The 26596-nt window shown below is 45.4% G+C and carries 24 protein-coding genes; 11 read left to right on the top strand and 13 right to left on the bottom strand.

From position 1 onward, the window contains the following. The first annotated feature begins 141 nt into the window (after positions 1-141). The 4 genes from NC994_RS22095 (at position 142) to NC994_RS22080 (ending at position 3351) form a co-directional block, all read left to right on the top strand. A complete protein-coding gene (locus tag NC994_RS22095) occupies positions 142-1260 on the top strand; it encodes a response regulator (RefSeq protein ID WP_190431616.1) in 1119 nt (372 codons plus the stop codon). 84 nt (positions 1261-1344) lie between these two features. Continuing rightward, positions 1345-1782 (top strand): DUF4864 domain-containing protein, encoded by a 438-nt coding sequence (locus NC994_RS22090; protein ID WP_242032483.1) that lies wholly within the window; start codon positions 1345-1347, stop codon positions 1780-1782. Between the two features lie 93 nt (positions 1783-1875). Beyond that, positions 1876-2484 (top strand): cytochrome b/b6 domain-containing protein, encoded by a 609-nt coding sequence (locus NC994_RS22085; protein ID WP_190431614.1) that lies wholly within the window; start codon positions 1876-1878, stop codon positions 2482-2484. Between the two features lie 159 nt (positions 2485-2643). Beyond that, on the top strand, positions 2644-3351 hold the full coding sequence (locus tag NC994_RS22080; RefSeq protein WP_190431611.1) for a molybdopterin-dependent oxidoreductase: 708 nt from the start codon (positions 2644-2646) through the stop codon (positions 3349-3351). A gap of 386 nt (positions 3352-3737) precedes the next feature. Here the strand turns inward: NC994_RS22080 and NC994_RS22075 are convergent, their stop codons facing one another. Continuing rightward, positions 3738-4007, bottom strand: a complete 270-nt coding sequence (locus NC994_RS22075; protein ID WP_190410490.1) for a GlsB/YeaQ/YmgE family stress response membrane protein — start codon at positions 4005-4007, stop codon at positions 3738-3740. Positions 4008-4401: 394 nt separating this feature from the next. Here NC994_RS22075 and NC994_RS22070 point away from each other — a divergent pair, with 394 nt between their 5' ends. After that, on the top strand, positions 4402-5223 hold the full coding sequence (locus NC994_RS22070) for a M48 family metallopeptidase (protein ID WP_190428607.1): 822 nt from the start codon (positions 4402-4404) through the stop codon (positions 5221-5223). 35 nt (positions 5224-5258) lie between these two features. Here the strand turns inward: NC994_RS22070 and NC994_RS22065 are convergent, their stop codons facing one another. The 4 genes from NC994_RS22065 to NC994_RS22050 form a co-directional block, all read right to left on the bottom strand. Beyond that, on the bottom strand, positions 5259-7226 hold the full coding sequence (locus tag NC994_RS22065) for a WG repeat-containing protein (protein WP_190431608.1): 1968 nt from the start codon (positions 7224-7226) through the stop codon (positions 5259-5261). Next, positions 7226-8005, bottom strand: coding sequence for an S-layer homology domain-containing protein (locus NC994_RS22060; RefSeq protein ID WP_190431606.1), 780 nt, complete (start codon positions 8003-8005; stop codon positions 7226-7228). The genes NC994_RS22065 and NC994_RS22060 overlap by 1 nt, the downstream gene beginning before the upstream one ends. A 155-nt stretch (positions 8006-8160) precedes the next feature. Further along, the gene (gene purT, locus NC994_RS22055) at positions 8161-9348 is read right to left on the bottom strand and encodes a formate-dependent phosphoribosylglycinamide formyltransferase (protein ID WP_190431604.1); all 1188 of its coding nucleotides are present in this window, start codon (positions 9346-9348) and stop codon (positions 8161-8163) included. A 302-nt stretch (positions 9349-9650) separates the two neighbouring features. Next, entirely contained in the window at positions 9651-10322 is a 672-nt protein-coding gene (locus NC994_RS22050; RefSeq protein ID WP_190431601.1) for an HAD-IA family hydrolase, read from the bottom strand. Between the two features lie 229 nt (positions 10323-10551). Here NC994_RS22050 and NC994_RS22045 point away from each other — a divergent pair, with 229 nt between their 5' ends. Next, positions 10552-11607, top strand: coding sequence for a saccharopine dehydrogenase NADP-binding domain-containing protein (locus NC994_RS22045; protein WP_190431599.1), 1056 nt, complete (start codon positions 10552-10554; stop codon positions 11605-11607). Between the two features lie 35 nt (positions 11608-11642). On the opposite strand, the gene NC994_RS22040 is transcribed toward NC994_RS22045, so the two are convergent. Further along, positions 11643-12164: a DUF937 domain-containing protein gene (locus tag NC994_RS22040; RefSeq protein ID WP_190431597.1), complete on the bottom strand. Its 522-nt coding sequence runs from the start codon at positions 12162-12164 to the stop codon at positions 11643-11645. A gap of 66 nt (positions 12165-12230) precedes the next feature. Next, complete coding sequence (locus tag NC994_RS22035) at positions 12231-14030, bottom strand: ATP-binding protein (protein WP_190431596.1); 1800 nt, start codon at positions 14028-14030, stop codon at positions 12231-12233. A gap of 220 nt (positions 14031-14250) precedes the next feature. On the opposite strand from NC994_RS22035, the gene NC994_RS22030 reads away from it, so the two are divergent. Then, the gene (locus tag NC994_RS22030) at positions 14251-15804 is read left to right on the top strand and encodes a GTP-binding protein (protein ID WP_190431594.1); all 1554 of its coding nucleotides are present in this window, start codon (positions 14251-14253) and stop codon (positions 15802-15804) included. A 201-nt stretch (positions 15805-16005) separates the two neighbouring features. Further along, a complete protein-coding gene (locus NC994_RS22025) occupies positions 16006-16134 on the top strand; it encodes a hypothetical protein (RefSeq protein WP_277879681.1) in 129 nt (42 codons plus the stop codon). Between the two features lie 428 nt (positions 16135-16562). Here the strand turns inward: NC994_RS22025 and NC994_RS22020 are convergent, their stop codons facing one another. The 4 genes from NC994_RS22020 to NC994_RS22005 all read right to left on the bottom strand — a co-directional run bounded on the left by NC994_RS22020 (position 16563) and on the right by NC994_RS22005 (position 18998). Beyond that, positions 16563-17120, bottom strand: coding sequence for a 2OG-Fe(II) oxygenase (locus NC994_RS22020; protein ID WP_190431592.1), 558 nt, complete (start codon positions 17118-17120; stop codon positions 16563-16565). A 79-nt stretch (positions 17121-17199) separates the two neighbouring features. Then, complete coding sequence (locus NC994_RS22015; RefSeq protein WP_190431589.1) at positions 17200-18141, bottom strand: putative 2-dehydropantoate 2-reductase; 942 nt, start codon at positions 18139-18141, stop codon at positions 17200-17202. 6 nt (positions 18142-18147) lie between these two features. Further along, the gene (locus NC994_RS22010; RefSeq protein ID WP_347276572.1) at positions 18148-18339 is read right to left on the bottom strand and encodes a hypothetical protein; all 192 of its coding nucleotides are present in this window, start codon (positions 18337-18339) and stop codon (positions 18148-18150) included. Positions 18340-18491: 152 nt separating this feature from the next. Continuing rightward, the gene (locus NC994_RS22005; RefSeq protein WP_190431587.1) at positions 18492-18998 is read right to left on the bottom strand and encodes a hypothetical protein; all 507 of its coding nucleotides are present in this window, start codon (positions 18996-18998) and stop codon (positions 18492-18494) included. Positions 18999-19129: 131 nt separating this feature from the next. Here NC994_RS22005 and NC994_RS22000 point away from each other — a divergent pair, with 131 nt between their 5' ends. Together NC994_RS22000 and NC994_RS21995 are read left to right on the top strand one after the other, a co-directional pair. Beyond that, the gene (locus NC994_RS22000; RefSeq protein WP_190431584.1) at positions 19130-20110 is read left to right on the top strand and encodes an ABC transporter ATP-binding protein; all 981 of its coding nucleotides are present in this window, start codon (positions 19130-19132) and stop codon (positions 20108-20110) included. Positions 20111-20284: 174 nt separating this feature from the next. Beyond that, complete coding sequence (locus NC994_RS21995) at positions 20285-20701, top strand: fasciclin domain-containing protein (RefSeq protein ID WP_190410504.1); 417 nt, start codon at positions 20285-20287, stop codon at positions 20699-20701. Between the two features lie 316 nt (positions 20702-21017). Here NC994_RS21995 and NC994_RS21990 read toward each other — a convergent pair whose 3' ends face one another. Continuing rightward, the gene (locus NC994_RS21990; RefSeq protein ID WP_190410505.1) at positions 21018-22478 is read right to left on the bottom strand and encodes a glycoside hydrolase family 13 protein; all 1461 of its coding nucleotides are present in this window, start codon (positions 22476-22478) and stop codon (positions 21018-21020) included. Between the two features lie 141 nt (positions 22479-22619). Further along, positions 22620-23015, bottom strand: a complete 396-nt coding sequence (locus NC994_RS21985; protein WP_190431582.1) for a CU044_2847 family protein — start codon at positions 23013-23015, stop codon at positions 22620-22622. Positions 23016-23158: 143 nt separating this feature from the next. Here NC994_RS21985 and NC994_RS21980 point away from each other — a divergent pair, with 143 nt between their 5' ends. Then, positions 23159-26593 (top strand): caspase family protein, encoded by a 3435-nt coding sequence (locus NC994_RS21980; RefSeq protein WP_190431579.1) that lies wholly within the window; start codon positions 23159-23161, stop codon positions 26591-26593. Positions 26594-26596 lie beyond the last annotated feature (3 nt).

The raw sequence follows: 26596 nt of genomic DNA, 5'->3' as shown, positions 1-26596 counted from the left end.
AACTTAGTTTAAATAACTTCATAGAAATGCTTATTTTTTAAAACACTATTGACAAATTAATTGATATATGTAGAAAATGCCTGCGGGCGTCTGTCGCCAGTGCTTGACGGGAAGCGAATCAGGATTAGGGGAAATCTCAAAGTGAACATTCTGCTAGTGGAAGATGATGAGCGTTTGGCACAAGCTCTCACCAAAACCCTCAGCGATCGCAATTATATAATTGACCGGGCAGCCGATGGGCAAGCAGGCTGGCAATTCGCACGGGCTGGTACTTATGACTTAATTTTGCTAGATGTGATGCTCCCCACACTGGATGGCATCAGTCTTTGTCAGCGGCTACGTTCTTTGGGGCGGTTGATGCCGATTCTCTTATACGCTGCCCATGAAATTGATGGCGATAAAGTCATGGCGCTGGATGCTGGTGCGGATGATTATGTCCTCAAACCCTTTGATTTAGAAGAAGTAGCGGCTCGTGTCCGCACTCTCCTGTGTCATTGCTGTTTATTAAAGCCGCCAATTCTGAAGAATGGCAGCCTAGGTCTTGACCCGCCTACCTTAGAGGGACGCTATGAAGGGAAAAACTTGCATCTTACCCCCAAACAGTACGCGCTACTAGAACTGTTTGTGCGCTGTCCGAATCAAGTCTTTAGGCGCAGCGAGCTTCTGGAACACCTGTGGTCGTTTGAGCAACCACCCGCTGAAGAAACCGTCCGATCTCACATTAAAGGGTTGCGGCAAAAACTGAGAGCCGCGGGCGCTCCCACCGATCTGATTGAGACGGTTTATGGGCTAGGATATCGCCTCAAGCCAGCTCAATCTCATCCTCCAACACAAGCGGTATCCTCCGCCCTACACCAGCCGCCGACTCCCGCTCAAACGCAGGCGGCAGTGATGAAAGTTTGGGAGCGCTTGCAAGGAGAGATTATCTCTCGGATAGATGTTGTTGAGGAGGCAACGACTGCCTTATTGAGAGACGAACTGGGGTTGGAACAGCGCCACCGAGCAGTTTGGGCAGCTCACAAGCTAGCGGGTTCTTTAGGGATGTTTGGCTTTCCTTGGGGTTCTCAACTAGCTCGTCAGATTGAACATAGCTTTCAACCGGAGACGCCATTGGATCGGGACATAGCGCAACACTTGTGCGAATTAGTTGCGGATCTCCGATGCGAACTGCGGCAGCCTCCAGCAATCGGGCGCAAAATTCGCTCGGTGTCGGTGGATGTAGAAATGCAAGATAGATTGTCTCAGATTAAATCTGGTTGATTGAGCCTAACGGAGTTCTTGGCTCATTCCAATCCGGCTTGCTAATCCAGATTAAAATCTCCGATAAGTCAAAATAATTTTCAGATGCGTTGCGTCCGTTGTTTCCTGAAATTCTTGCTGGCTTTTTTACCGCTCACCTTACCTGTTAAAGCTCAACAAATGGAAGTAACTGATAGCGATCGCCTGATTATCCGTTCTGTGATTTCTAACCAACTGGAAGCATTTCAGAAAGACGATGCTGAAGGCGCTTTCTCTTTTGCTAGCGCAGAAATTCAAGCTCAATTCGGGACGCCAGACAACTTTTTAAGGATGGTGAAGGCTGCTTATCAACCAGTTCATCGTCCTCGTTCCGTGATGTTTGAGAACATGACCACAATTGAAGGATTCCCAGCTCAGCAAGTGCTTCTACTCGATCGAGATGGGAATTTGGTCAGGGCACTTTATCTGATGAAAAAGCAATCTCAGGGTAAATGGAAAATTACTGGATGTTATTTAGTGCCAGTAAAAGGAGAAACGGTTTGAATAGAAAATTGGTAAGAAGAGTTTTGAGTTTTGATGTGAGAAGATAGTGTTTAAGATGAAATCAAAAAAAGATAAATTTATACTTATAAATCTATGAGTTCTTCTATTTCCTCCCAAACACCTCGCCCCCCACTGCTACCGACACAAGCTTTGGCGGCAAAATCATTTCACTGGATCAACATTATTAGCTTGCTTTTAATGATTACCAGCGGACTACAGATTTACAACGCCAATCCGGTTTTTGGTGGACGCGGTGGTTGGCATTTTCCACCCTTGTTTTTGCTAGGCGGCTGGCTTGCTGGAGGTAGACATTGGCATTTTGCTGCCATGTGGCTATTTGCTCTAAATTTAGTTTGGTACGGGATTTATATTTTGATAACTCGGCGCTGGAAGCATCGATTTGTAGGTGAGAAGGATGTGAAGGCACTGCAATTGAGCCACAACCCCAAGCGCATTGCTTATGCTTGGCATCGAATTGCTTACACCGCGATTATTCCGATTTTACTGCTAGCTTTGCTAAGCGGACTGGGAATGTATAAACCAGCTCAATTTCACTGGATTGTTGATTTATTTGGCGATTGGCAAGCATTGCGAATTGTTCACTTTATGAGTGTGCCAACTGTCATACTCTTTGCAATGGTTCACTCTTGGCTAGCTCTTAAAGTGGGAGGTTCTCGTTTAATTGATTCTATGTTCTGGTAACGGTATTTTATAATGAGCTGTAGCTTGGGTTACAACAATCCTAAAGCTCATTATCAATCTAGTTTCCTTCTTTAAAATGAGTTCACTGGATTTCTTACTGTAACTCTTAAAGGAGGAGGTTGCTATTTAAGTTATTGAATATTTTAGTAGAGATATTTTATGAACTTGATTCAAGTTCCCCGTCGCAGATTTCTGCAATTCTCAGGACTTTCTAGTATTAGCTTACTTCTGGGGGGTTGTGCGTTCAGCGTGTTTGAGGGGATTGCAGGTAAAGCTTTTGAACCCCTCAACCAAAGTGTTGAAGAGTTGCTGCTAAATCCGCAAAAACCTGTACCTGAATTTCCTGCTAGCCAGATTGAGCCAGATGCTTTAATTATTAATACATTTGACTTTACGCCACAAATAGACCCTGTTGCGTTTCGCCTAGATGTAAATGGCGAGGTTAATAATCCTTTGAGTCTTAGTATGGCGGAGCTTCAGCAAATGCCTTTATCCTCAATGACAATTCGCCATGTCTGCGTCGAAGGTTGGGCGGCAATTGTGCAGTGGGGGGGAATCCAACTGCGGGAAATTGTATCTCTGGCGCAACCAAAAGCGAATGTCCGCTATGCTTACTTTAAGTCGGCGGATGGTTATTACGAAAGTTGGGATATTGCTTCTGCGTTGCATCCCCAAACTCTCATGGCGTATCAAAAAAATGGTCAACCTTTATCGGTTGAGAATGGTGCCCCTCTACGTCTAGCTTCCCCGATTAAACTCGGCTACAAGCAAAGCAAATGGGTGACAAGCATTACGCTAGTTGGCGATTTGTTACCTTATAAGGGCTATTGGGAAGATCAAGGTTATGAATGGTTCGCAGGGCTATAGTTGCAGCCTGCGGTTTCACACTTCAATTTTTATCTTGAACTTTTATACGAATGGTAGATGCAAGGCTCTGGCAATTATTTTAAAGCTATTTTCAAAGCCATAAAATAACTATGTATAGCAAGATTGAGAATTCCCGAATCATACTTCAATCAAAAAATATCAATCTTGCTCCAAGCGATCGCGTTCTTTGATCTCATTGCATTGAAAGTGTAGGGGAGTCTCTGATACTCCCCTACTGACGAGGCGTATACTACTTACCTGTCGTCTATTACAACGCAATTTTCACTTCCTTGAAAATTAATCAGTTGCCCAAGACTTGCCCAAGAGCTGCGATCGCAGATTGAGCATTTTGACTCTGCCGAACGAAGTGGCAGATGTAGCGCTACTTAAGCGGCGCGGCGAGTGAGTAAGTTCCACAGGAAGACTGCAACGATTGCGCCTAAAACAGCGACAATGATTCCAGGAATGCTCAAGCTAGAAGCTGCTAATTGTAGAGTCCCCGTTTGCAGGAAAGTACCGATACTACCGCCTACGAAAGCTCCAATGATTCCTAGTACGATGGTTCCTAGAATACCACCGCCTTGATGACCCGGATAAATAGCTTTAGCAATTGCACCAGCAATCAGACCTAAAACGATCCAAGCAATAATGTTCATGGTTCTGATTCCTTAATAGTCTCTTCTTTACATTTACAGATTAACAGTTCAAATAGAGCAATCCTATCTGCCACACGATATAAGTGTCTTTACCTCAAAAGATAGGCAAACAGATAGGCAAACGGCATTCTTTTCACGTTCAGATTCCTAAAGCGCTAATTCGTCTATTGATTGCACCGAACTTTCTACTCAATTAATAATATTTAACATTGGGGTAAAAGAGGATAAACGCTTAGGTTCAAGCTCTAGAGTTGCCTTCATCCTACAAAAAAACTAAATAAAGCATCCTTCGGACTGATGTTAAATTACCGAGCAGTATGATAACCTCCGGACGAATAAATCGGGAGAATAAGCAGTGAGAGCGCTAATCCGGCTGGGAATTGCACTGTTACTTATGCTATTTGGGTTAGTTAGTTACTGCACTACGACAGTGGAGAACCCGGTAACTGGGGAAAAGCAGCGGGTGCAACTTTCGCCAAAGGAGGAAGTCGTCTTGGGACTGCAAGCGCGATCGCAAATGGCGGCGAAATTTGGCGGTCTGTACCCAGATCCGGCGCTACAAAACTATATTGACAAAGTAGGAAATGAGGTAGTGCAGGAGTCAAAGGCGAAGACTTCCGGCTATCCCTTTGAATTTCATCTGCTGCGCGACCCTCAAACGATTAATGCCTTCGCGTTGCCGGGAGGACAAATTTTTATTACTGCGGGTTTGCTGCGTCGTCTTTCTTCTGAAGCACAACTGGCGTCTGTGTTGGGGCACGAGGTCGGGCACGTTGTGGGACGACACGGGGCGGAACGCTTGGCAAAGCAGCAACTTGGTACAGCACTGGTAACAGCGGTTGGAGTTGCGGCGAGTGACGACCAAGGTGGCGGTCGGCAGGCACAAGTGATTGCCCAAGCAGTGAACCAGATTGTCAATCTGCGCTACGGACGGGAGGACGAACTAGAAAGCGATCGCCTTGGCGTTCAGTTTATGGCGCAAGCTGGATATAACCCTAAAGCCAGTGTCGAAGTGATGCAGATTCTGGCGAGTGCGAGGAGTGGCGGTCAATCCCCGGAGTTTTTCAGCACCCACCCCAACCCTGAAAACCGAATTCAAAAACTACAGGCTTTGATCTCTCAAACCTATCCCAACGGCGTTCCACCACAATTAGAGATTGGACGCGAGGACTTTGCTCAGTCTGTGCGATCGCGTTTGCCACCCGCAACTCAGTAGCGACCGGGAAACTCACCCTTACAGCCCTCAGCCCTTCAAGACAGCACATTCCGAATGTAGCCCCACTTCCCGCCGCTGAAAGACAATTCCCCATTCTCACCGGAACGCCACGATCCACCAATATTAACCAGCGCCAATCCTTGGGAAAAGGATTGCGCGTTGTCGAATTCTGTAGGAATGACCAGCTTTCCTATCTTGTTAATATAGCCCCACTTGCCAGCAATTTTGACTGCTGCTAGCCCTTCTACAAAAGACTCAGCATCCTCAAATTGCGGCAAAATTACCACCTTCCCAGTTTTATCGATATACTGCCATTTCCCAGCAAGTTTTACCGCTGCTAATTTTTCTGAAAAAGATTTAGCGTCGTCAAATTGTGGCAATATTACCAGCTTTCCCGTCGTGTCAATATAACCATATTTTCCACCAACACCAATGCGTGCCATTCCTTCCGAAAAGGCATCAGCGCTATCAAATTGCGGAGGAATTGTGAGGGTGTTTGGATTAAAAATAGTTTGGAAGCGAAGCAGAAAGTTGTTGATCCAACCCTGAGGCGCATCTAGCGCCTTAGTGTTCCTCCGATCGATGTAGCCCCACTTGTTCTCTATCTTGACTGCTGCTAACCCTTCTGAAAAAGACTTAGCTTCATCAAATTGCAGCGGAACGACGAGTTTCCCCGTATTATCGAGATAACCATATTTGCTACCAATTTTTATCGCTGCCATCCCTTCTCTAAAATACTCAGCGCTATCAAATTGGAATCGGCTAATCAATTTTCCGGTAGTATCAATAAAGCTCCATTTATAGCCCATTTTGACTCGCGCCAACCCGCTATGAAAAGAATCCACCCAGTCAAATTGTGGCTGGCTGACACTTTTTCCGGTCGTGTCGATATAGCTATATTTGCCGCCAATTCTCCGACTGGTAAAACCAAGCTGTTTGAAGTGTGAGGGATTAAAGGGTTCAGGCTGGGAGTAGGGGCCAGAACGCAAGGCTTTGGCTAAGGCGTCGTTGTCTTCTCGCAGCCCTTCGTAGAAGAAGAAAACTTCGCCTTGGATGCCACGAAAGCGATTGTAAGCGATCGCTTGCAACAAGTATTCGGCGCTGATGCGATATCCCCCGACTTTGAGTAAAATACCGGGTATCAGGGTTGGTAGCTGTTCCGGGGTAAATTGCTGGGCGACAAGAGTATCAACCAGTTGTTTGTAACTAGAGAAATCGCGGCGATACAACTGTGGATGCATCATATCAACCAACCCGCGATCGCTCCAAGCTTTGGGATCTTGCAAGTATTCCTGAAGTGCCCAACCGTGGGGACTCGGTGCCAGTGAAATCAGCAAGTCTGGCTTAATATTAATGACTTCTTGGTAGAGACGAGTTAAAAAATCGGTGAGAATATCCGCACGCCACTGAAGCCATTGCGGATCTTTTGGGTTTTGCGGAGGATTTTGGAGGAACTGCTGAAAGTAGCGATCGCTTGTTCGTCGATCGTAGCCCCCTTCGCTTGGAAGTGCAGGCAGGCGATCGTCCCCTTGAATGCCGCTAATCTCGTAATTTTTGACAACTTCTAGCACTAAATTGAGTAAGAATTCCTGCACTTCAGAATCAAGGGCATTCATCCACTCGAAACTGTTCTTTTTAACTAAATTGCCGCTATTATCGCGGGCACCCCAATCAGGCTTTTTCGCTAGAATATGCCCACCATTTTGATTGTAAGAAGCGGCGAATCCGTATTCAAACCAGGGAATCACCGCAAGTCCGACTCGACGCGCCTCAGTTATCATTTCAGCTAAGGGATCGCGATCGCGATATCGCGGATCAATTTCGACCCCAAAATTGTCTCGCATCACTTTACTGGGATATAGCGTAAAGGCACTATTCCAAATAACAGGAAAAACCACATTGAACCCAGTTTGAGCGAGGAAATCCATCGCCGCAGCAATGTTTTGCCGAGAATTCAGGACTTTGCTATCTGTCGTGGTAATCCAGACACCGCGAGTTTCCATTACTGCCTCTTTGGCGCGTATTGTCTAACCAGTGCCACTCCTTCAGAAAAAGCATCCGCTTCATCAAATTGTGGCGAGATTACGAGTTTACCTGTTTTATCGATATAACCCCACTTGTCAGCAATTTTGACTCGTGCCAATCCTTCCGAAAAAGCTTCAGCTTCATCAAATTGCGGTTGAATCACCACAAATTCCATCCCTGGAATATACTGCAAGGGCACGCCAGGAATACTCAAAGCGCGACAAATCAAAGCCGCAATCTCGCCTCTCGTGGCATTCTGATTGGGGTTAAAGCGTCGGACATTCGGATAATTGACGACGAGATATTTTTCGGTTGCAGATGCGATCGCGCCAATTGCATAATTGGGAATCTGCGCCGCATCCTCAAAATACTTTTTTAATATTTCGCTAGGATTTGTGGGAGCGCCATACTTCAACCCCGACACCAAAGCCACTAAAGCTTGCACTCGCGGAATCGGCTGGCTGGGCTTAAATGTGCGATCTGGATAGCCAGACAAAAAACCAGCCCGATAAACAATTTGAATCGCCTGATAAGCCCAATGACTTGAAGGTACATCCACAAAGTTAATCGCATTCCGAATCGGGACAGTATTGGGAAACGCTTTTCGCACCAGCGCCGCAAACTCTGCCCGCGTCACCTGTGCATTCGGACGAAAACTGCCATCTGGGTAGCCGCTAATTAGATTTCGTTCATGTAGTTGTTTGATACACTCTTGCGCCCAATGGTTTTGAATATCAGAAAAGATAAGCTCGTTCAACTTGACTAACTCCTGAATTCTAATTTACCTATTAATACAATTCTCATATTTAAAGACAAAATATTTGCTCCACCCTATATTCTTTGTTAAAAGGTGAATTTTTATCCTAGCCCCCCTTAAAAAGGAGGGTTGGGGGAATCTCTAATAATCAAGCATCAATAATGATCGTCTTGATTAACAATTTTAATCTTGCTAGCGGCTTTAGTCGCTTTATCCCGCGCCTCTTGGACATTACTTGCTTTCGCCAAAGCAACTCCCATTCTGCGGTTAGGGCGAGAATTTGGCTTTCCAAATAACCGGATATCTACATTTGGTTCAGATAAAGCCTCTTGCACCTCCATAAAAGCGATTGAATTTGAATGCTTACTTGCCAGAATTACTGCACTTGCTGAATCCCCTAATAGTTCTATTTTAGGAATTGGTAAGCCTAAAACCGCTCTTAGATGCAATTCAAATTCATTCAAGTTTTGAGAAATTAATGTTACCATTCCCGTATCATGAGGTCTGGGAGAAAGTTCGGAAAAAATTACAGAATCTTTGGTAATAAAGAACTCTACCCCGAAGATTCCAGCGCCTCCCAAAGCATCAGTAACTTTTTGCGCGATCGCCTGTGCTTCCAAAAGCAAGTTTTCTGGCATTGCTGCGGGTTGCCAAGATTCTTGATAATCCCCCCTTTCTTGACGATGACCAATAGGAGGACAGAAAATAGTTGGAGCATTCCACTGCTTAATCGTTAGCAAGGTTATTTCTAATTCAAAGGGGATGAACTCTTCAACAATAATTTTTTGAGTATCTCCTCTAGAACCTTCAATTGCGTACTTCCATGCCGCTTCAACCTCATCGCTCGAATTGACAACCGATTGACCTTTTCCAGAGGATGACATCACAGGTTTCACTACATTGGGAAACCCAATTTTGTCGCAAGCATCAATAAATTCCTCCAGCGTTGTTGCATACGCATATTTAGCAGTTCTAAGTCCTAATTGCTGATGGGCGAGTTCTCTAATTCGGTCTCGATTCATCGTGTAATGGGTAGCAGTAGCAGTCGGAATGACTGTAAACCCTCTATTTTCAAATTCAATCAGTTTCTCCGTCCTAATCGCTTCGATTTCCGGAATAATTAAATTTGGCTGATGTTTTTGCACGACGGCTTCTAGGTCATCAGCACTGAGCATAGAAATTACTTCAAATTCATCAGCTACTTGCATTGCTGGAGCATTATGATAGCGATCCACTGCAATGACATGGTTGCCTAGACGTTGAGCAGCGATGACAAATTCTTTGCCGAGTTCTCCTGAACCAAGCAGCATGATTTTTTGAGGAAGCTTCAGAGAGTGTCCCATTGATTTTTTGACTTTGAGCTACCAGATTTCGCCAATTCATTGTAAAACTAAGCAGCGCTATTTAGATCGCGATCGCCTAGAATTACTACATTCTTCTTTCCGATGCGGCGGAGGGCGAATTTATGTCAATTTTAGGCTGGAATTATGTATCTGCCTATCAAACCTACCTTTACAATAATTAAACTATACATCCATAGAAATATAGATACAGCAATCAGAATTCATTTATAAAATCTTGGATATCTCTTCTTACTCTCCCTAAGCGCTCTATAGCGAAGAGAATGTAGCGTTAATAAATTCAATTAGTTATCAGCATCATTTTTTGCGGGAGAATCTAGCCACGTCCACAACTGTGGAGAGGTGAAATCAGGCACTGCAAAAATTGCTCCGCAGTCGCAGAGAATTTTGGGATCGTAGGTGGAGGCAATGCCAATTGTCGCAATGCCTGCGCCTACCGATGAACGAATGCCGGAGGGAGAGTCTTCAAAAGCGATCGCTTGTTTCGCTTTAATACCAAAATAATCTAACGCCAGTTGATAGGGAGCTGGATCAGGCTTGCCCGCGATCGCTTCTTCTGCTAAAACAACGGTGGCGAAGGCATCTGCCAAACCCAAAGCTTCTAGCATGAAGTAGACATTTTTACGCGGTGCATTGGTGACAACTGCTCGTTGCAACTTTAATTCTTCTGTCCATGCCAAAATTTTAGAAAGTCCAGCCAGGGGTTTAAGTTCTGGTGATAATTCTCGGAAATACGCTTCTTTCGCTTCAGCGAGTTGTTCGCTTTCTGATAAGGATAACTGAGGGAGAATATCTTGGATAATAACTGGATTGAGGCGTCCGCTAATCCGGTTTTGGTAAAAATTCTCGTCAATATCAATATCGTATTGTTTTAAAATATCCTGCCAAGATTTGTAATGGATTCGGTCAGTATTTACCAGAGTCCCGTCCAAGTCAAATAAAATTGCAGCCAACATAGTTTCAGGGGCAAGACGATTGAATTAGTGCCATAGCTATCCTAGGGTGGGAAGCAAAGCCAAGCAAACATTCTGTCATCTTACCTGTACCTTTTGCCGTATTGAAGAAAACACTCCCAAGCGGACAATAGTAAGTATGCAGTCGCTCGACTGTTATACCCTTGATTGACAAAGCGGCATAAAAAGAGCGATCGCTTTCTATCTCTGGTGTGTCGTAACTCCTGTACTGATGTCCTCAAATTTTTTGTTATACGGTGCGAATGGCTATACCGGAACCCTGATTGCGCGATTGGCAGTACAGCAAGGGTTACGCCCGATTCTGGCAGGACGCAATTCCGAAAAGTTGCAGCCGTTAGCGACATCGCTTGGTTTAGAACACCGCGCCTTTAGCCTAGAAAATGAATCCGCCGTGGATGCGGCACTCAAGGATGTCGCCGCGGTACTCCACTGTGCAGGGCCATTCTCGCGCACGTCTAAGCCAATGGTTGAAGGGTGCCTGCGGACAAAAACCCATTATCTGGATATTACCGGAGAGGTGGCAGTATTCGAGGCGATCGCTGCCAAAGATGCTGAGGCAACAAAAGCAGGCGTAATGCTGCTTCCCGGCGTCGGTTTTGATGTCGTTCCTTCTGACTGTCTCGCGGCTCATCTCAAGAGACAGCTGCCTTCAGCAACAAGTCTGGCGCTGGCTTTCACCGCCGGTCAGACATCGCGGGGAACTGCCACAACAATCGTGGAAGCTCAGAAGCAAGGAGGCTTAGTGCGGCGGGGTGGCGTTCTGACTCCGGTTCCGACTGCTTGGAAAACTCGAACCATCGACTTTGGAGAAGGCCCTGTTTTAGGCACCACACTTCCTTGGGGAGATGTGTCTACCGCTTTCTACAGCACAGGGATTCCCAATATTGAAGTTTATATGGCAACCCCTCCCTCCACTTACTGGGCGCTAGTCGCAAGTAGATATTTGGGTTGGTTATTGGGGTCACCACCCATGCAAAGCTTACAGAAACGTCTAATCCAAGCTCAACCACCAGGACCAACCGATGCACAGAGGCAACAGGGGAAAACTAGATTGTGGGGAGAGGTGTCAGATGATGGCGCAACTAAGGTATCCCGACTGCAATGTCCAGAAGGCTATACGCTCACAGCACTGACGGCGCTGGCTATTGTTACTAAGGTGCTTGCCGGACAGGTGAGTGTTGGTTTCCAGACGCCGTCTAAAGTCTATGGTGCCGATTTGATTTTGGAAATTGAGGGGGTTGAGCGGTCAGATATTAATAATGGGTAATGAGTAAACAGGTATTCCATTACCCATTCCCAGCTTTATCTACCCAGATGGCGAGCTGCTAACTGCATCGCATCAGCAATATCAACATCGCCATCGCGGTCGGCATCTAAGAAAGTATTCAGAACTGGATTCGACCCGTGCGGATTTTGAGCGCTGGAGCCAGTTTTTAGAAGATTTAACACCAAGGGAACGAGAATCGGCAACATCTGTTGAATCATCGCCGGATTCAAGCCGGTTCTTTGAGCAATGACTTGCACGATTTGTGGCACTTGAGAAAAACCAAAAAGCGCATCAACGGCTTGAGGATTGGGAGAAGTGCCGCCATATTGATTGACAAGGGCTTGCGCTTGTTGGGGGCCTTCGGTAGCTTGCTTCTGTTGTAGAGCAGAGCGCACGTAGTTACCTACAAGGGACATTGTAGATTGCACTGCTGACGGGTCGGCACCATAATTATTGCTGACCTGCTGCACGGTACCAAAAATATTATCCATCTGTCCGGGAGTCGCTTCGCGATCTGGACTGTCTAAGGCATTGATAATTTGGTCAAAAAGCCCCATAACTCTTTCTACTCCGATAACTTGAACAAAATGTCTCACTTTTGGACTGTAGTTCGCCTCTAGCTATTAGCAGAGAATTTTGGTTGTTGATGTTGATGCGACACCGACTTGATGTTTGATCGGTAAAGCGATCGCTAACTCTGTCCCTTTACCAACTTCTGATTTGCAGCTAAAATTACCGCCATGTTTCTCTACGATAATCTGATGGCTGATTGATAGACCCAAGCCCGTACCAATGCCTCTCGGCTTCGTGGTAAAAAAGGCATCAAATATTTTCTCTTGATGTTCTGGTGAAATGCCAGAACCATTGTCAGCAATCCGCACCCCAACGGTATCCTTGTTTAGGCGTTCTGTAGAAATCACGATTTCTCCAGGCTCTTTTGCCTCTTCTAGAGCATCAATCGCATTGCTGAGTAAATTCATAAATACCTGATAAAGCAAGCCGGTGTAACCTTCGATGGCTGGGATATCGCCGTAGTTTTGAATAATATTGATATTATTTTTAATCCGATTGTTCAAAATCAGCAGGGTACTATCAATACAGGCGTGCAAATCTACAGAATTAGGTTGTGGTTCATCGAGGCGAGAAAAATCTTTTAAACTTAGAACAATTTGTCGAACTCGGTCAGAACCGACTTTCATCGATTGCAGAACTTTAGGCAGGTCTTGTTTAAGAAAATCGATATCAATTTCCTCTGCTTGAGTTTGAATCGTTTCAGGCGGATTGGGAATTTCAGCTTGATAAGTTTCTAGTAATGCGAGAAGTTCTTTAACGTAGTCACCAGCATAAGCCAAGTTGCCATAGATAAAGTTAACCGGATTATTGATTTCATGGGCGACTCCGGCAAGCATTCGCCCCAAGCTAGACATTTTCTCACTCTGGATCAGCCGTAACTCGCTATCTGCTTTTTGTTCTTGCAAAAGGTGCCCCACCTGGAGGATGAGCTGATTGAGGGAGGTTGCCAACATTCCCACTTCATCTTCAGTTGTAATCGGCACTTGCAAGCCAAAATTAGATTCTTGAGTTGCCCGCTGTGCTACATCAGTTGCAGCTTTCAGGGGACGGACGATGGCGCGAGAAGTGTAGATGGCTAAAAGGATAGCGATCGCAATTGACAATAAAATACTTGCAACAATAATTTTAAATCGGATTGTTTCCGCAGCAATCAAAGCCAGTTCTGCCTGCTTAACATCCTGGTAAGATCCCTGAATAACTCCAGTTAAGTCGTCTGAGAGACCATCAAAATTTAGCGCTACAGAACCATTCGTAAAATTTAAAAGTAGTTTTTGTGCTTCCTGAATTTTATCTGGCTTTAAATGAGACAGCTCAATTTGCTGTACTAATTCATCAACCTGATGAAAATAGATTTCTGGTACGTTTTCGTAAGTTTTTAGAAAACTGGGTATTCCATCAGCGTGTACATGAGCCGCTGCCTCGCGTTGATAAACGGCGCTGTTTGTATAAGATTTGATTTGAGACAATATCCGCTTAATTTCAGCAGTATGTTCCAGAAAATGAGAGTATTCGTCCCAAAACAATTCCGGATTTTCTGCTAGCGGAATCAATTGTTGTTGGTGCGTACGTGCCTGTAGTACGCCATTTTGCAAGCGATGGAGAAGGTTGAGTTCTTGGTTGCTATATTCATGCAACTTCGTAGCTCGTTGCTGATAGTAATCTCCAATCATAAATCCGGCAGCCGTTCCCAAAATGGCAATGCCTAGGGTTAGCCCATATCCATAACTAATTTTTTGGCTAACGCTGAAACGACCAGTGACCCGGCTGAGCCAGCCTGTGATACTGACTGGGTGAGGGAACGCACTGCCTAAGCGTATCTGAGGCTTCCTGACGTTTGGCTCAGAGATCATCGATCTATCCGGTGGGGGATAATTTTAAAAGCTAGTTTGTATTATAATTTACTGTTTTTTAAAATTACTCAGAAAGACGCTTTGTTTTAATTATCTAGCCGAGAAAAAATCACGGCAACAGGCTCTACTTTATTCGTGGAAGCATCTCTTGCCTGTTGCTGATAGCAGACAATGATAGGGAGATTAAGATTAGAAGCATCTCCTTACCACAATCCCGTTCATGCCCCTGTCGCGCTTATTAACGCTGATCGTTGGCCTCAGTGTAATTCTGGGGCTGATGCTGTGGCTGATTAATTCTCTCTATCGGCTGTATATTCAGATTTCTTTTACGGCACCTTTACTGGGAAATCTGCTGCTTTTGTTGCTGATTGTCCTACTGGGGGTGCTAATCGGTGGATTTATCTACTATGTGATGATTCTTCAGGGGACTGCAAAAGGTTCGCGGCAACGCCGCAGATTGCCGAAAGTCCCGGAAGTGAAGACAGAGGCGGCTTCAGAAACCCTCAAAGCAGTGCGGCAGCAAGTGGCACAGATTCAGGATGAGGTGTCGCGGCAGGCATTACTTGAGCGATCGCGCGAAATTGAAGCAAATTTGGCGCGTGGGGAACTGTTAGTCGTCGTATTTGGCACGGGTTCTGCTGGCAAGACTTCTCTGGTGAACGCCCTGATTGGGCGCATGGTAGGACGGGTAGACGCGCCAATGGGAACGACGGAGGTAGGGGAAACTTACGTTCTCAAGTTGAAAGGATTAAATCGGCAAATTTTGATTACCGATACGCCCGGAATTTTAGAAGCAGGGGTGGCGGGAACTCAGCGAGAACAACTGGCAAGGCAATTGGCAACTGAAGCGGATTTGTTGTTATTTGTCGTAGATAATGACTTACGGCAGTCCGAGTATAACCCGTTGCGAACCTTGGCAGAGATTGGCAAGCGATCGCTGCTGATCCTCAACAAAACCGATCTTTATACAGACACCGATAAGGAAACAATTCTGGCGCGTCTGCGGGAACGAGTGCGGGGATTTATCGCTACCGCCGATGTGGTTGCGATCGCCGCGAATCCCCAGCTTGCCGAATTGGAGAGTGGCGAAACCTTCCAACCCGAACCGGATGTGATGCCGTTAATTCGCCGCATGGCAGTGGTTCTTAGAGCCGAAGGGGAAGACCTAGTCGCTGACAACATCCTACTGCAATCTCAGAGACTGGGAGACGAAGCGCGACGCCTGCTGGATGCTCAGCGCAGACGCCAAGCGGAGAAGGTGGTAGAACGTTTTCAGTGGATTGGGGCGGGTGTCATCACCGTGACACCCTTGCCAGTAGTGGATTTGCTAGCAACCGCCGCTGTAAATGCCCAAATGGTTGTAGAAATTGGCAGAATTTACGGTTGCGAGCTGAATATGGATCGAGGGCGCGAATTAGCGCTTTCTTTAGGGAAAACTCTTGCGAGTTTGGGAATTGTCCAAGGAGCAATTGAGTTGCTTTCTAGAGTCCTCCAACTGAGTGTCGCCGCCTATCCTATTGGTAAGGTGATTCAAGGCGTTACCGCCGCTTATTTGACTCGAATTGCTGGGAAGAGTTTTATTGAATACTTCCGTCACGATCAAGATTGGGGCGATGGCGGAATTACAGAAGTTGTGCAGCGACAGTTTCAGCTAAATCGCCGGGATGAGTTTATCAAGACATTTGTGCAAGAAGCGATCGCGCGAGTCGTCAAACCTTTAGCAGAAGCAGAAGAACCGCAAGAGGAACGCCAATCAGATCCGCCTCAACAATAGTAGCGTTTGCGAAGCGATATTCCTCCATCGGTAACACCCAGAAATATACCAGTTCTGGGTTACAGATTAAGGGTGCGCTTGCAAATTCTCTTGATCTACAAATAAATTTTATCTGCCAACCTGAAATTTATCCGGATATAGCAATTCTTGAGTTGATTAATAAGGTTAACAAGACAGCTTGCTTAACTTGGAGAAATTTATATGGAATTAACGATTGCCGCAATTGCCTTCACCTGGATATTTTTCGCCTTTAGCGGAAGAACCTTATCCGACCAAAAGGGATCTGATAAGAAGCCAGAGTATATCGCCAAAATCTACAAAAACGATTGAAGAAAGAGAACCGCACTTTTTCACTTTCTTTCATGAATCATAAAATGACGATTTTTCAGATGCTCAACAACCTTTAAATTACTGTTTTTCATTTATCGTCATCGCAATTGGAGACTGGGAACACAAAACTTCCCAATCTCCTTTTTTATTTCTTATCGTCTCGTCCAAGCTAAACAATGCAAATTCTAAAAGCTTCCTACTGGGTGAATTAAAGATACGAGATATGCAGACTTTTTTTAAATTGTTTTTCTGAGGAAAACCCAGTACAGGGTTAGCGAAGACAATAACATAAAAAGTTACACATGGGGTATAAATAAATGGGGGAATAGCAGTTTTATCTTACAACTATTTACCAGAAGAATAAAGAATAATTAAATGAAATTGTGTAGAGCGATCGCCCTTTTTTAAAAGTCAACTTCCCCCGATTTTTATTGGCTCGCATACGTGTACATCACGTCTGAACGCAGTACATACTTTCGACCTTGGATTACGGGTGCGCCTTCATGTTTTATTTCGTGGATAAAGAACAGCGCCATACCGATTTGAGGAACTATAGAGACGTTGGGTGAAAAAAACAGAGTTTCGCCTCCCTCAAAGTCTTCGCTCAGATAAATCATAAAAGTTAAACGGCTATGGTCGCCGTTTGTTCGCCAATAACTACCATCGTGATGTGGTGCGAAGCGCTGACCCGGATCGTATCGGTAGAACCGCAAGCGCTCATTAAGTCCCATTGCACACCAGTTACCGATTCTGGGAACATAAGTTTCCACACGATGCCATAAATTTGCTGCAAGTTCTTCATCATCCAAAATCACCCGATCGTTATTTCGGATTGATGGAGCCATTATGTATTCATCCTGTCCTACGGTGAGACCAGCCGGAGTATAGCCTATGTTTTCGGTTAAGGCGATATACTCGGCACACTCTGCTTTTGATAGAACGTTGGGGACGGTAAAAATCGGATTTTCTAAAGGCGCTTTTTTCATGACTAATTATTATTTAAGGTTTTTTTTCAGGGTGTCAGGTATATTTAAGTCATGAAAAATCGGATGCCAAAAGAACATACTATTTGTGGCGATTTCTAGCATCCAAGAATTTTAGCTGCTGGTAAAGCATCGCAATTTTTGGCAAATCAACACCTGCTGCTTGTGCAGTTCGTAGGGGATTACCGAACATGGTTTCCACCTCTAGAGGACGCCCTTCGTCATAGTCGATTTTCATGCTGGTGCGGTACGGCTTCATCTTTGCCGTGTGTTCGAGCATCTTTTCGACAAAGCTATCAGGAATCACCCGACCAAGGGCAGATGCACCTGCTAGCACTTCACCCATCAACTGCTCGGCTAATAATCGAGTGTGAAGGTCGCTCATCAACTCATCTGTTGTGGCGTCAAGAACCACAGAAAGCCCGTTGTATGGGATATTCCACACCAATTTCTGCCAACGAGCAAACAGCAAGTCTTCAGCAAGTTGGATAGGGATGTCAGCACTTTCAAAGTCACCCGCAATCTGACGCATTCGCTCGGTAATCCCGGCGGGTTGATAATCGGGGATATACTCGCCGAGTGTAATCGCCTTATAGTCTAGGTGGCGGATGTGTCCTGGCCCCACTTTATTAGAGCAGAGAAAGCACAAGCCTCCCATCACCCGTTCCGAACCCACAATTTTGGCGGCTTTCTCCTCAACGCCTAGACCATTTTGCAGCACCAAAACAACGCCGTCATCCTTAACCATAAATGGCAGCATTTTAGGCAGCAGGTGGTTTTGCGTCGTTTTTAGCGCTACAACCACTACATCGCAAGGTGGCATTTTGTTAGCGTCAGGGTAGGCGTTAACGTGAGGGAGGGTAAAATCGCCGTCTGGGGACTCAATGACTAAACCCTGTTGACAGACTTGTTCGTAATCGCTGTGCAACAGGAAGTGGACATTCAGCCCCGCCCGTTGTAGTTTAGCTCCGTAGTAGCCCCCCAGCGCTCCTGTTCCCAGGATGGCGTAACTCCGATTAGACATTGCTCTCTATAAAAGCTGAATCGCGGATATTTGAGCAACTTGCACGACTGGCGGCAATTGACTTGTGGGTGCGGGTATCATTTCACCCCGGAAGTCTAGTAACTGAACCAGCAGCAGATAGGCGATCGCTAGAATTATAGAAATTGCCCCACTGATTATTGCAACTATTTTGGGTCTATCCATTTGTTTCTCGTCCATTAAAAACTCCTAAATCCAGTCTAAGTGAATAGAAGTTCAGAACTGTATTTGCGCCAGATAGACTTTAAGCCTGCTTCTCTGAGCATGGTTTTTGCGGTTTCTCGTCCGTAAATCTGCGTTAATAATCCCGGTAGCCAAGTTACATCAGCACTCTAACCTTGGCTATACCAGTATTTCCAATAATCGAGGAAACCATACACCTGGCGATCGAGGTCTGGTATGAGCCGACGAATTTCTTCCATAAACTCGTGCGTACCAGCCAGTAAACCGTGATGCTCGTGAGACATCATAACTCCCCATTTTCCTTGAGGCGAGTAGAGAACATTCTCCGAAACCAAAGCATTGTTAAACACTTTGTCATCGCCTGCGATGTAAGCTGAAATCTCGGAAAAAGGGATATACCAGTGATTGGGGCGTTCGGTTTGTTCTTGGTTACGCCATAGATTTGAGAAGTAACAACCAGTGTCTCCCACACTGGAAGCAGCCGCAACTACAGCATCTATAAGCGGTGGCTCTATGTGGTAGAAATACTCGTAGATTATCCGTCGCGCTGAGACATCCGGTGCAAAACGCTGGTTAAATGGATCGTCGCTCAGAAAAACCCGGCGCAGGGAGGATTCTGCCGATTCTCGAAACTCGGCTTCCGTCAAGATAAGCATCCGCCTAGTTGATCCCTAAGAACTAGAACAGGTTGAGGACTCATATCATCCATGATTCCAAACTGATAAGAAACTCGGCAAAATAGGGAATCAATAATATTGTAGAGAATGCGATCGCTTGCCGAACTAATATGAATTCTGTTGAAGATAAGTCAGGGGAACCGATTACCGTTTACCGTCAATCGGTAGTACAGACTTTTGAACTGCGAAAGGTTTATCGCACCGGATTTTGGTTAAATCAAAAAATCGAATCTCTCAAAAGCTGCACGCTGTCAGTGTTTGAGGGAGAAACCTTTGGGCTGTTAGGGCCGAATGGTGCTGGGAAAACGACGCTGTTAAAGACGCTCTTGGGGATTGTCCGTCCTACGGGTGGACGAGGGGTACTTCTGGGAAAACCTGTAGGCGATCGCGAGGTGAAACAACGCATCGGTTATCTACCGGAAAACGCCTATTTCTATGACTTTCTCACCGGCTGGGAGTTTTTGCAATTTACGGCTGGATTATTTCAAATCCCGAAATCAGTGCAACGCCAACGCATCCCCCAACTACTGGAATTAGTCGGATTGGCTCAATCTGCTGCCCGTAAAAAGCAGATGCGTCAGTATTCTAAAGGGATGCTGCAACGGGTAGGCATGGCTCAAGCGCTGATTAACGATCCAGAACTGGTATTTTTGGATGAGCCGATGTCAGGTCTTGATCCAATGGGGCGCTACCAGATGCGAGAGATTATTTTATCGCTCAAAAAGCAGGGAAAAACCATTTTCTTTAATAGCCATATTTTGGCGGAAGTGGAACAGATATGCGATCGCGTCGCTATCCTCGCCCAAGGCGATCTGATTTGCGTCGGCTCCCTCGATGAACTTCTAGGTACCGCCGAATCCTACCATGTCAGAGGCAAAGGCGGGAACTTGGAGGTTCTCAAACGCTGGATACCCGATTTGGCATTTGAGCATAATGGTTGGCATGGACACTTACAAGGCGAACCCCAAGAGTTTCTGGCTAGTCTCCGGCTGATGGATGCCCATCTGGCAACAATGAACCTATCCCGTCCTTCTCTGGAAGACTTTTTTATTCAGCAGCTACAACAACGTGGCATTCGTTCCAGTAGTTGAGTTGTGTAAGGGGTTGAGGGATCTGATGCGTGGCTGCACGCTAGCGAAATGAAGTGAAATGGGTAGGGGTGCTAACCTATTAGCGATCGCGCCTTCAATACTTTTGAAGGATGCACTGCAAGTCTTATAGCGAGTATCTCTAAACAGGACACTCACTTAAAATCATCAAAACGCATGGCTGACCTTTTAGAAACTGCCACTAATGAAGGATCTTTCAAAACTCTGGTTAATGCTCTTGAGGCTGCTGGTCTGTTTGAGATTCTCAAGAGTCCAGGACCCTATACTGTCTTTGCTCCAACCGACGAAGCATTTGCCAAAATTCCAGAGGATACACTGGCTTCTTGGATGGACAACATCCCCAAGCTGAAGCAAATTTTAATGTATCACGTCCTGTTTGGGGATGTTAGAACTGATAACTTCGTCGAGATAGATTCCGCTGAGACAGTTGAGGGCGGCATTCTGGGGATTGATAGCACCGACGACGGTTTTAAAGTGAATGATGCGAAGGTGCTAAAAACAGATATCCTTACCGATAACGGCGTCATCCATGTCATTGATTCAGTACTTACACCGACGATAATGTCTAAATAGGCACTAATTTCTGCTGCTAACTTCTGTCTTCAGACAGAATTTATTGACCAAAAACTGGGTAATGGTAAGACAAAAGCAAATTTGGAGTTAGTGCAATCTAAACGACATCGTAAAAATTTAAAATTCGATTTGCTGACATAAAAAAGGAGGCACCTTTGCAAAGGTGCCTCCTTCTGATTTGGGCGATCGCCAAGGAATGTGGATTAAATAATTGGTCAAATTCACATTCTGTAAGGGCATAGCACAAACACGCCCCTACCCAGACAATTAGAGGTTAATCAATCCACCCTTCTTCGCAAACATTCGCGAAATTCGTTTAACCCAGGATGCATCCACTACGCGCTGGCAAATGCAAGGACAGATGGTTGGATTCTCCCTCACCGCTCCATGACACCTCGGCAGTGCCATACAATTGCTGATTAGGCTTGGATTGTAGCCCCGTCACCTCAAAACTCACATGATCTGCCGGTGCCGTCCCCACGTTAATGGCAACAATCAGTTCCTCATCTCCCAATTTCCGAGCAAAGACGTAAACTGTTCCTTCCGCAAACAGAACGTGATAGGAACCTGTACGCAAGGCTGGATATTGGTGACGCAGGGCGATTAGTTGCTTGTGATAATCTAAAACATCACGTTCCCAGTGAGCTTCCATCGGAAAACCTCGACGCGAATCCGGATCGAGTTTTCCCGGTAATCCCACTTCATCACCATAGTAGATGCTGGGCGCGCCTGGATAAGTCAATAGCAGCAATGTTGCTAGTTGAACACTCTCCTTATCACCGCCTGCAATAGAAATCAGTCGCGCCGTATCGTGGCTAGCTAGCAAATTCAACTGAGTCAGTTGAATATCCCACGGATAAAAATCCAACAATTGCTGGATTTTTTCGGCATACTCTGGTGCAAAGAGGGGCGGGTAGGGATGGTAAGAGCGATCTTTCACTTGCTCAATGTCTACGCGATCGCCTGCGGCAAAAGCAATCGTCGGCGCAGCAAAGAGATAGTTCATTACCCCGTCAAACTGAGTCCCATCCAGCCACTCGCGGGAATCTCCCCAGACTTCCCCCACGATATAAGCTTCTGGGTTAATGGCTTTTACGCGATCGCGAAATTCTTGCCAAAATCCTTGAGCCTTAATCTCAAAGGGCACATCCAAGCGCCAGCCATCGATGCCGAATTTAATCCAATATTCGGCAATCTCCATAATATATTCCCGCACTTCCGGATTTTCATGGTTGAACACTGGCAGCGCCCGATTTCCGTCCCAGCCCTCATAATTCGCCGGAAAATCGCCGTTATACGCCGATAAAGGCCAGCCTTCAATCTTGAACCAATCCACCCAAGGCGAATGGGGGCCATTTTCCAGAACATCGTGGAAAAAGAAAAAGCCCCGACTAGAGTGATTAAACACCCCATCCAGTACAACTTTGATATCCCGTTCGTGAGCAGCTTCCAGCAACTCCCGAAAAGCGCCATTCCCCCCCAACATCGGATCGACTTGGTAATAGTCGTGGGTGTGATAGCGGTGATTGCTAGCCGATTGAAAGATGGGGGTAAAGTAAATCGCATTAATCCCTACATCCTGCAAGTAATCCAGCTGTTCCATCACCCCCCACAAATCACCGCCTTTGTACCCTTGAAGCGTCGGTATTTCGTGCCAATCTTCCCATCGGGTATCCTTCAAAAGCCGCTTGTGAGAATGCTTCGTTTTAGCAAAGCGATCCGGAAAAATCTGGTAAAAAACCGCGTGCTTAACCCAATCCGGTGTCTGTATCTGCATGAATAACTCCCTCTCCACAACCAACACGGTACAAAGGCTGGCAGCTTTCGGGTTCTACCCTCTGGGTGAAACTCAGGGATGATTTAGCCTAGATTGCGAGTTTTGAGGAAAAGTGGGGTGTTTGTTTTCAGTTGTTGTGCTTTAGGATACTGAATTTGGCGGCGGCGAACCCGGTTTTGATTTATCGGGAAACTTACACTTGACTTCGATTTCTAAGTTGCTCTCAGCCTTCCCTTCAGTAATATAAGGGATACCTGCTGAACCACCCAGTTTCATGCCAAATTTCAGTGTCACTTCCTCAATCTCAGCGGCACCGAAGTCTTTAAAAGCACTGATGGCATAAGTTGCGTAGCCCCGAATCATTTGCCGCGCTTGCTGCATTTTGATGACAGCGTCTTCTCGGAAGCCCATTGATTGGTTGGGATCGTAATCTTCGGGTGCTGTTGCAGGGGGCATGATGGGACTAGATTTTGTCTCAACGTATATTTCGTATTTTTGACCATCCTCTTCTATAAGCAGACGTTGCACTTCTGACATGGGCTGTCTCTTTGTAAGTTTTCGTGTGTTTTTTGTAAAGTTAAAGCCAGTTTCGGTCTTGCTAAGCTATCCTGGTGTCTCAATTAACATCGTCTTTCAGGGTGCCTGTCAACTAATTCAATATTTTGAAACCAGGTTGCTAAATGGCTCGATACGCCCTTGTTATTGGAATTTCTGAATATCAAAGCTCAAACTTATCACGCCTCCCCAAGACAGTAACCGATGCAGAGGCTGTAGGACAGCTACTCAAGCAATACGGCGACTTCCAGATTGTCAAACGACTGCCTGAGCGTTGGAATCAACAGCAGAATGACTATGAGATCGGGACAAAGGCGGTAACTGGTAACGAACTGGGGCAAGCTTTAAGAACGTTTCTGCTGGAGCAGGCATATAGAAGCGATGCGCTAATCTACTTCAGCGGACACGGGATTACAGTATCGGATAATCTGGGGCAAACCAAAGGGTATTTGGCAACTTCAGATTGCGTGCTGGAGACGGATGGGAAGCGTATTGTTGGGCAACAACATGGAATTGCCTTAGATAGTCTCAATGAGCTGATTCGAGCTGCCGAACTCAGTAGTTTAGTTTTGCTACTCGATTGCTGTCATGGTGGCTATTTTCTGGAACGCCAGCTAGTAGAACAAACGCTTACTGCATTTAGCTCCCAAAAAGATTACTACATAATTACAGCCTGTAGAACCTTCGAGCAAGCGTGGGCGATGCACGATGAAAAGCACGATGTCTTTACAGGAGCCGTTCTCGACGGGTTGGCGTTAGAGAATGCCGGAAAAGATGGAAGTGTCAGTGGCGATCGCTTATTCGATCACATCAGCAGACAACTCAAAGGTAAAAGGCAGGAACCGATCCGCATGGGTTGGGGTAAGTCAATTACAGTAGTGAATTATCCGCCGACTGAAAATATTCCATCTGCTACTTTTACTTTTAATCGAGAAAATCCATATCAGGGACTACAGGCTTTTGAGCTAGGAAAAGAAAAATATTTTTTCGGGCGCGAACTAGCTATCCGCGCACTCCTAGAAAGACTCAATAATGCTCGATTTCTCTCGGTTATTGGTCGCTCGGGTTGTGGCAAGTCTTCTCTAGTGAAGGCGGGTTTGTTACCGCAGTTAAAGCACGATCGCCTTCCCGGTAGCAGTCAGTGGGAAATCGAGATTTTTACTCCTGGCATTGATCCTCTAGGAAAACTAACAGAGATCCTGACTCGACGACATCAGGAAAATAAGCCGTTTGTCCTATTTATTGACCAATTTGAAGAGGTATTTACCCTCTGCAATGATGAAGCAAAGCGACAATCTTTCATGCGGTTGATGGCAGATGAAGCAACGGCTTCCGACCGAATCACCAGAGTGATTGTGGCAATTCGGGGGGATTTTCTCGACCGATGCGCTGCTTATCCAGAGGCAGTAAATTTAATCAATCGTACGCAACCGACAACTTATGTCGTTGAGCTACTATCTCACTCAGAAATAGTGGAGACAATTGAAAAACCCGCAGAGCTTCATGGCGTCGGATTTGAGCCTGGGTTAGTGTCGCAAATTGCAGAAGATGTGGAAAATCAACCAGGAGCATTACCCTTGCTGCAATATGCGCTTTCTGAATTGTGGCGAAAATTTTGCGAACAGGATTCTCCCTCTGGACAACCGCTTTTGACTTGGAAAGACTACGAGGAGATTGGCGGAGTCAAAGGCGCGTTGGATAACCGAGCGACTATTCTATATCGGAGTTTTATTCCAGAGAATCAAGCTTTTGTACGTCGCCTATTCATGAGATTAGTGAAGTTAGGTGACGGCAACGAGGTAACGCGCCGTCGTGCTACTTGGGAAGAATTGAGCGCGATCGCAGATTCCCCCGAACAACTGCTACAAGTAGTACGACTGCTAGCGGGTCAACAGCAACGCCTAATTATTACCGATGAAAACACCATAGAAGTTGCCCATGAAGCTCTTTTATCTGAGTGGAAATTACTTCGCAGTTGGATTGAAGAAGACCGCGACAATATTCGCCTCAATCAAAGTCTAGAGGATGACTGCCGCGAATGGCTTGAAAGGTTTAATAAATCTGATGATGCGCTGTTAACTGGTGCGCGACTAGCAGCTATTGAGGAGTGGGCGAGGGATACTCAGCCTAGACTTTCTCCTCTACAAGAGGAGTTTTTAAACAAGAGCTTGGAAAGGCGCGATCGCCAACTTAAAGCTGAAATAAAAAGAATCGAGGAGCAGCTGGAGCAAGAACAAAAACTCCGAAAAGCCGAAAAACAAAGAATTCGGATAGCGCTCGCCTCAGCATGGGGGCTGGCGTTCCTGGCAGCTTCTACGCTTGGATTTGGAATCAAAGCAGAACAAAACAAAAACAAAGCTATTCAAGCATTGATTTCTGACCCTATTCAGCTTTTGGAAAAGAACTATCAAATTGAAGCAATGATAGCAAGCATCCAAGCACTGAAAGATATAAAAGAAATAGGTGCAGAAAATCATGATGCTGTCAATCAACTGCAAACTTCTGTAATTGATAAAGTACGAGAGTCAAATCGTTTACAAGAGCATCAAGATGCTGTCAACAGCGTAAGTTTTAGTCCTGACGGTAAAACAATTGCCTCAGCAAGCCTAGACCAGACAGTCAAGCTTTGGAGGGTGGAAGGAGGAACGCCACAAACGCTTTCAGGACATACCAAGGGAGTTTGGCGGGTCAGGTATAGTCCATCTGAGGGTAACATGATTGCCTCTGGCAGCATTGACCACACCGTTAGGCTTTGGAAAGCAGACAACGGAGAGTTTTTAAGACCTCTGATTGGACATACAGATGTGGTCTATGACCTGAGTTTTAGTCCAGATAGCAAGAGAATCGCAACTGCTAGCTGGGATGGAACTATTAAAATATGGGACACAGCTACAGGAAAAGAGTTGAAAACGCTGGAAAATCTTGGAGAACAGGACAAAATTAATAGTCTTGACTTTGCTGGCACTGGGCAAACTCTTGCTTCAGGTGGATATAAGGATGGAAGTGTAAAGCTTTGGGACTTGAATACCGGAACTTCCACCATTATTGGTCAGCATAATAAGCAGGTTAATTGTGTGAGATTTAGTCCCAGTGGTCAATTCCTGGCTTCAAGTAGTGATGATGGCACAATCAAGCTTTGGAAGCACGGTCAGCCATTAACCAGTATCAAAGCACACGAAAAGTTTATCTATGGATTAGCTTTTAGTCCAGATGAAGAAATGCTAGCTTCTGTCAGTACAGATGGCTTTATTAAGTTGTGGAAAATTGATGGCACTCAATTGAAAACCCTGGACACCCTAAAAGGTCATATTGGTGAAGTTTATGAAGTAAATTTTAGCAGTTTATACAAAAAAGACCACTATCTAATTGCATCGACTGGTGAAGACCACACCGTTAGAATTTGGAAATTTAATATTAGTAGTATAATTCCCACTAAAATAGTTAAGCCTATAGATAATCTGCAAACATATAGTTGTAAATTTATTTGGAATTATTTGCAAAATAGTAACGATAAATTAATACAGGAACAGCGTAATTTTTGCAAAAATATATTATTGTAATTA

This window comes from Trichocoleus sp. AS-A1 (assembly GCF_039962015.1).
In the GTDB taxonomy this organism is placed as follows: domain Bacteria; phylum Cyanobacteriota; class Cyanobacteriia; order Cyanobacteriales; family FACHB-T130; genus FACHB-T130.
Note: the sequence above shows the minus strand (reverse complement) of the source record. Positions and strands in the feature narration are given on the sequence as shown.

Excerpts from the sequence above, each read along its gene's own strand:
- NC994_RS22025 (WP_277879681.1), top strand. The coding sequence starts at position 16,006 with ATGGAATTAACGATTGCCGCAATTGCCTTCACCTGGATATTTTTCGCC.
- NC994_RS22030 (WP_190431594.1), top strand. The coding sequence starts at position 14,251 with ATGCCCCTGTCGCGCTTATTAACGCTGATCGTTGGCCTCAGTGTAATT.
- NC994_RS22015 (WP_190431589.1), bottom strand. The coding sequence starts at position 18,141 with ATGTCTAATCGGAGTTACGCCATCCTGGGAACAGGAGCGCTGGGGGGC.
- NC994_RS22080 (WP_190431611.1), top strand. The coding sequence starts at position 2,644 with ATGAACTTGATTCAAGTTCCCCGTCGCAGATTTCTGCAATTCTCAGGA.
- NC994_RS22050 (WP_190431601.1), bottom strand. The coding sequence starts at position 10,322 with ATGTTGGCTGCAATTTTATTTGACTTGGACGGGACTCTGGTAAATACT.
- NC994_RS22010 (WP_347276572.1), bottom strand. The coding sequence starts at position 18,339 with ATGGACGAGAAACAAATGGATAGACCCAAAATAGTTGCAATAATCAGT.
- NC994_RS22045 (WP_190431599.1), top strand. The coding sequence starts at position 10,552 with ATGTCCTCAAATTTTTTGTTATACGGTGCGAATGGCTATACCGGAACC.
- NC994_RS22075 (WP_190410490.1), bottom strand. The coding sequence starts at position 4,007 with ATGAACATTATTGCTTGGATCGTTTTAGGTCTGATTGCTGGTGCAATT.
- NC994_RS22065 (WP_190431608.1), bottom strand. The coding sequence starts at position 7,226 with ATGGAAACTCGCGGTGTCTGGATTACCACGACAGATAGCAAAGTCCTG.
- NC994_RS22085 (WP_190431614.1), top strand. The coding sequence starts at position 1,876 with ATGAGTTCTTCTATTTCCTCCCAAACACCTCGCCCCCCACTGCTACCG.
- NC994_RS21995 (WP_190410504.1), top strand. The coding sequence starts at position 20,285 with ATGGCTGACCTTTTAGAAACTGCCACTAATGAAGGATCTTTCAAAACT.
- NC994_RS22070 (WP_190428607.1), top strand. The coding sequence starts at position 4,402 with ATGCTATTTGGGTTAGTTAGTTACTGCACTACGACAGTGGAGAACCCG.
- NC994_RS22005 (WP_190431587.1), bottom strand. The coding sequence starts at position 18,998 with ATGCTTATCTTGACGGAAGCCGAGTTTCGAGAATCGGCAGAATCCTCC.
- NC994_RS21990 (WP_190410505.1), bottom strand. The coding sequence starts at position 22,478 with ATGCAGATACAGACACCGGATTGGGTTAAGCACGCGGTTTTTTACCAG.
- NC994_RS22090 (WP_242032483.1), top strand. The coding sequence starts at position 1,345 with ATGCGTTGCGTCCGTTGTTTCCTGAAATTCTTGCTGGCTTTTTTACCG.
- NC994_RS22000 (WP_190431584.1), top strand. The coding sequence starts at position 19,130 with ATGAATTCTGTTGAAGATAAGTCAGGGGAACCGATTACCGTTTACCGT.
- NC994_RS22020 (WP_190431592.1), bottom strand. The coding sequence starts at position 17,120 with ATGAAAAAAGCGCCTTTAGAAAATCCGATTTTTACCGTCCCCAACGTT.
- purT (WP_190431604.1), bottom strand. The coding sequence starts at position 9,348 with ATGGGACACTCTCTGAAGCTTCCTCAAAAAATCATGCTGCTTGGTTCA.
- NC994_RS21985 (WP_190431582.1), bottom strand. The coding sequence starts at position 23,015 with ATGTCAGAAGTGCAACGTCTGCTTATAGAAGAGGATGGTCAAAAATAC.
- NC994_RS22040 (WP_190431597.1), bottom strand. The coding sequence starts at position 12,164 with ATGGGGCTTTTTGACCAAATTATCAATGCCTTAGACAGTCCAGATCGC.
- NC994_RS22035 (WP_190431596.1), bottom strand. The coding sequence starts at position 14,030 with ATGATCTCTGAGCCAAACGTCAGGAAGCCTCAGATACGCTTAGGCAGT.
- NC994_RS21980 (WP_190431579.1), top strand. The coding sequence starts at position 23,159 with ATGGCTCGATACGCCCTTGTTATTGGAATTTCTGAATATCAAAGCTCA.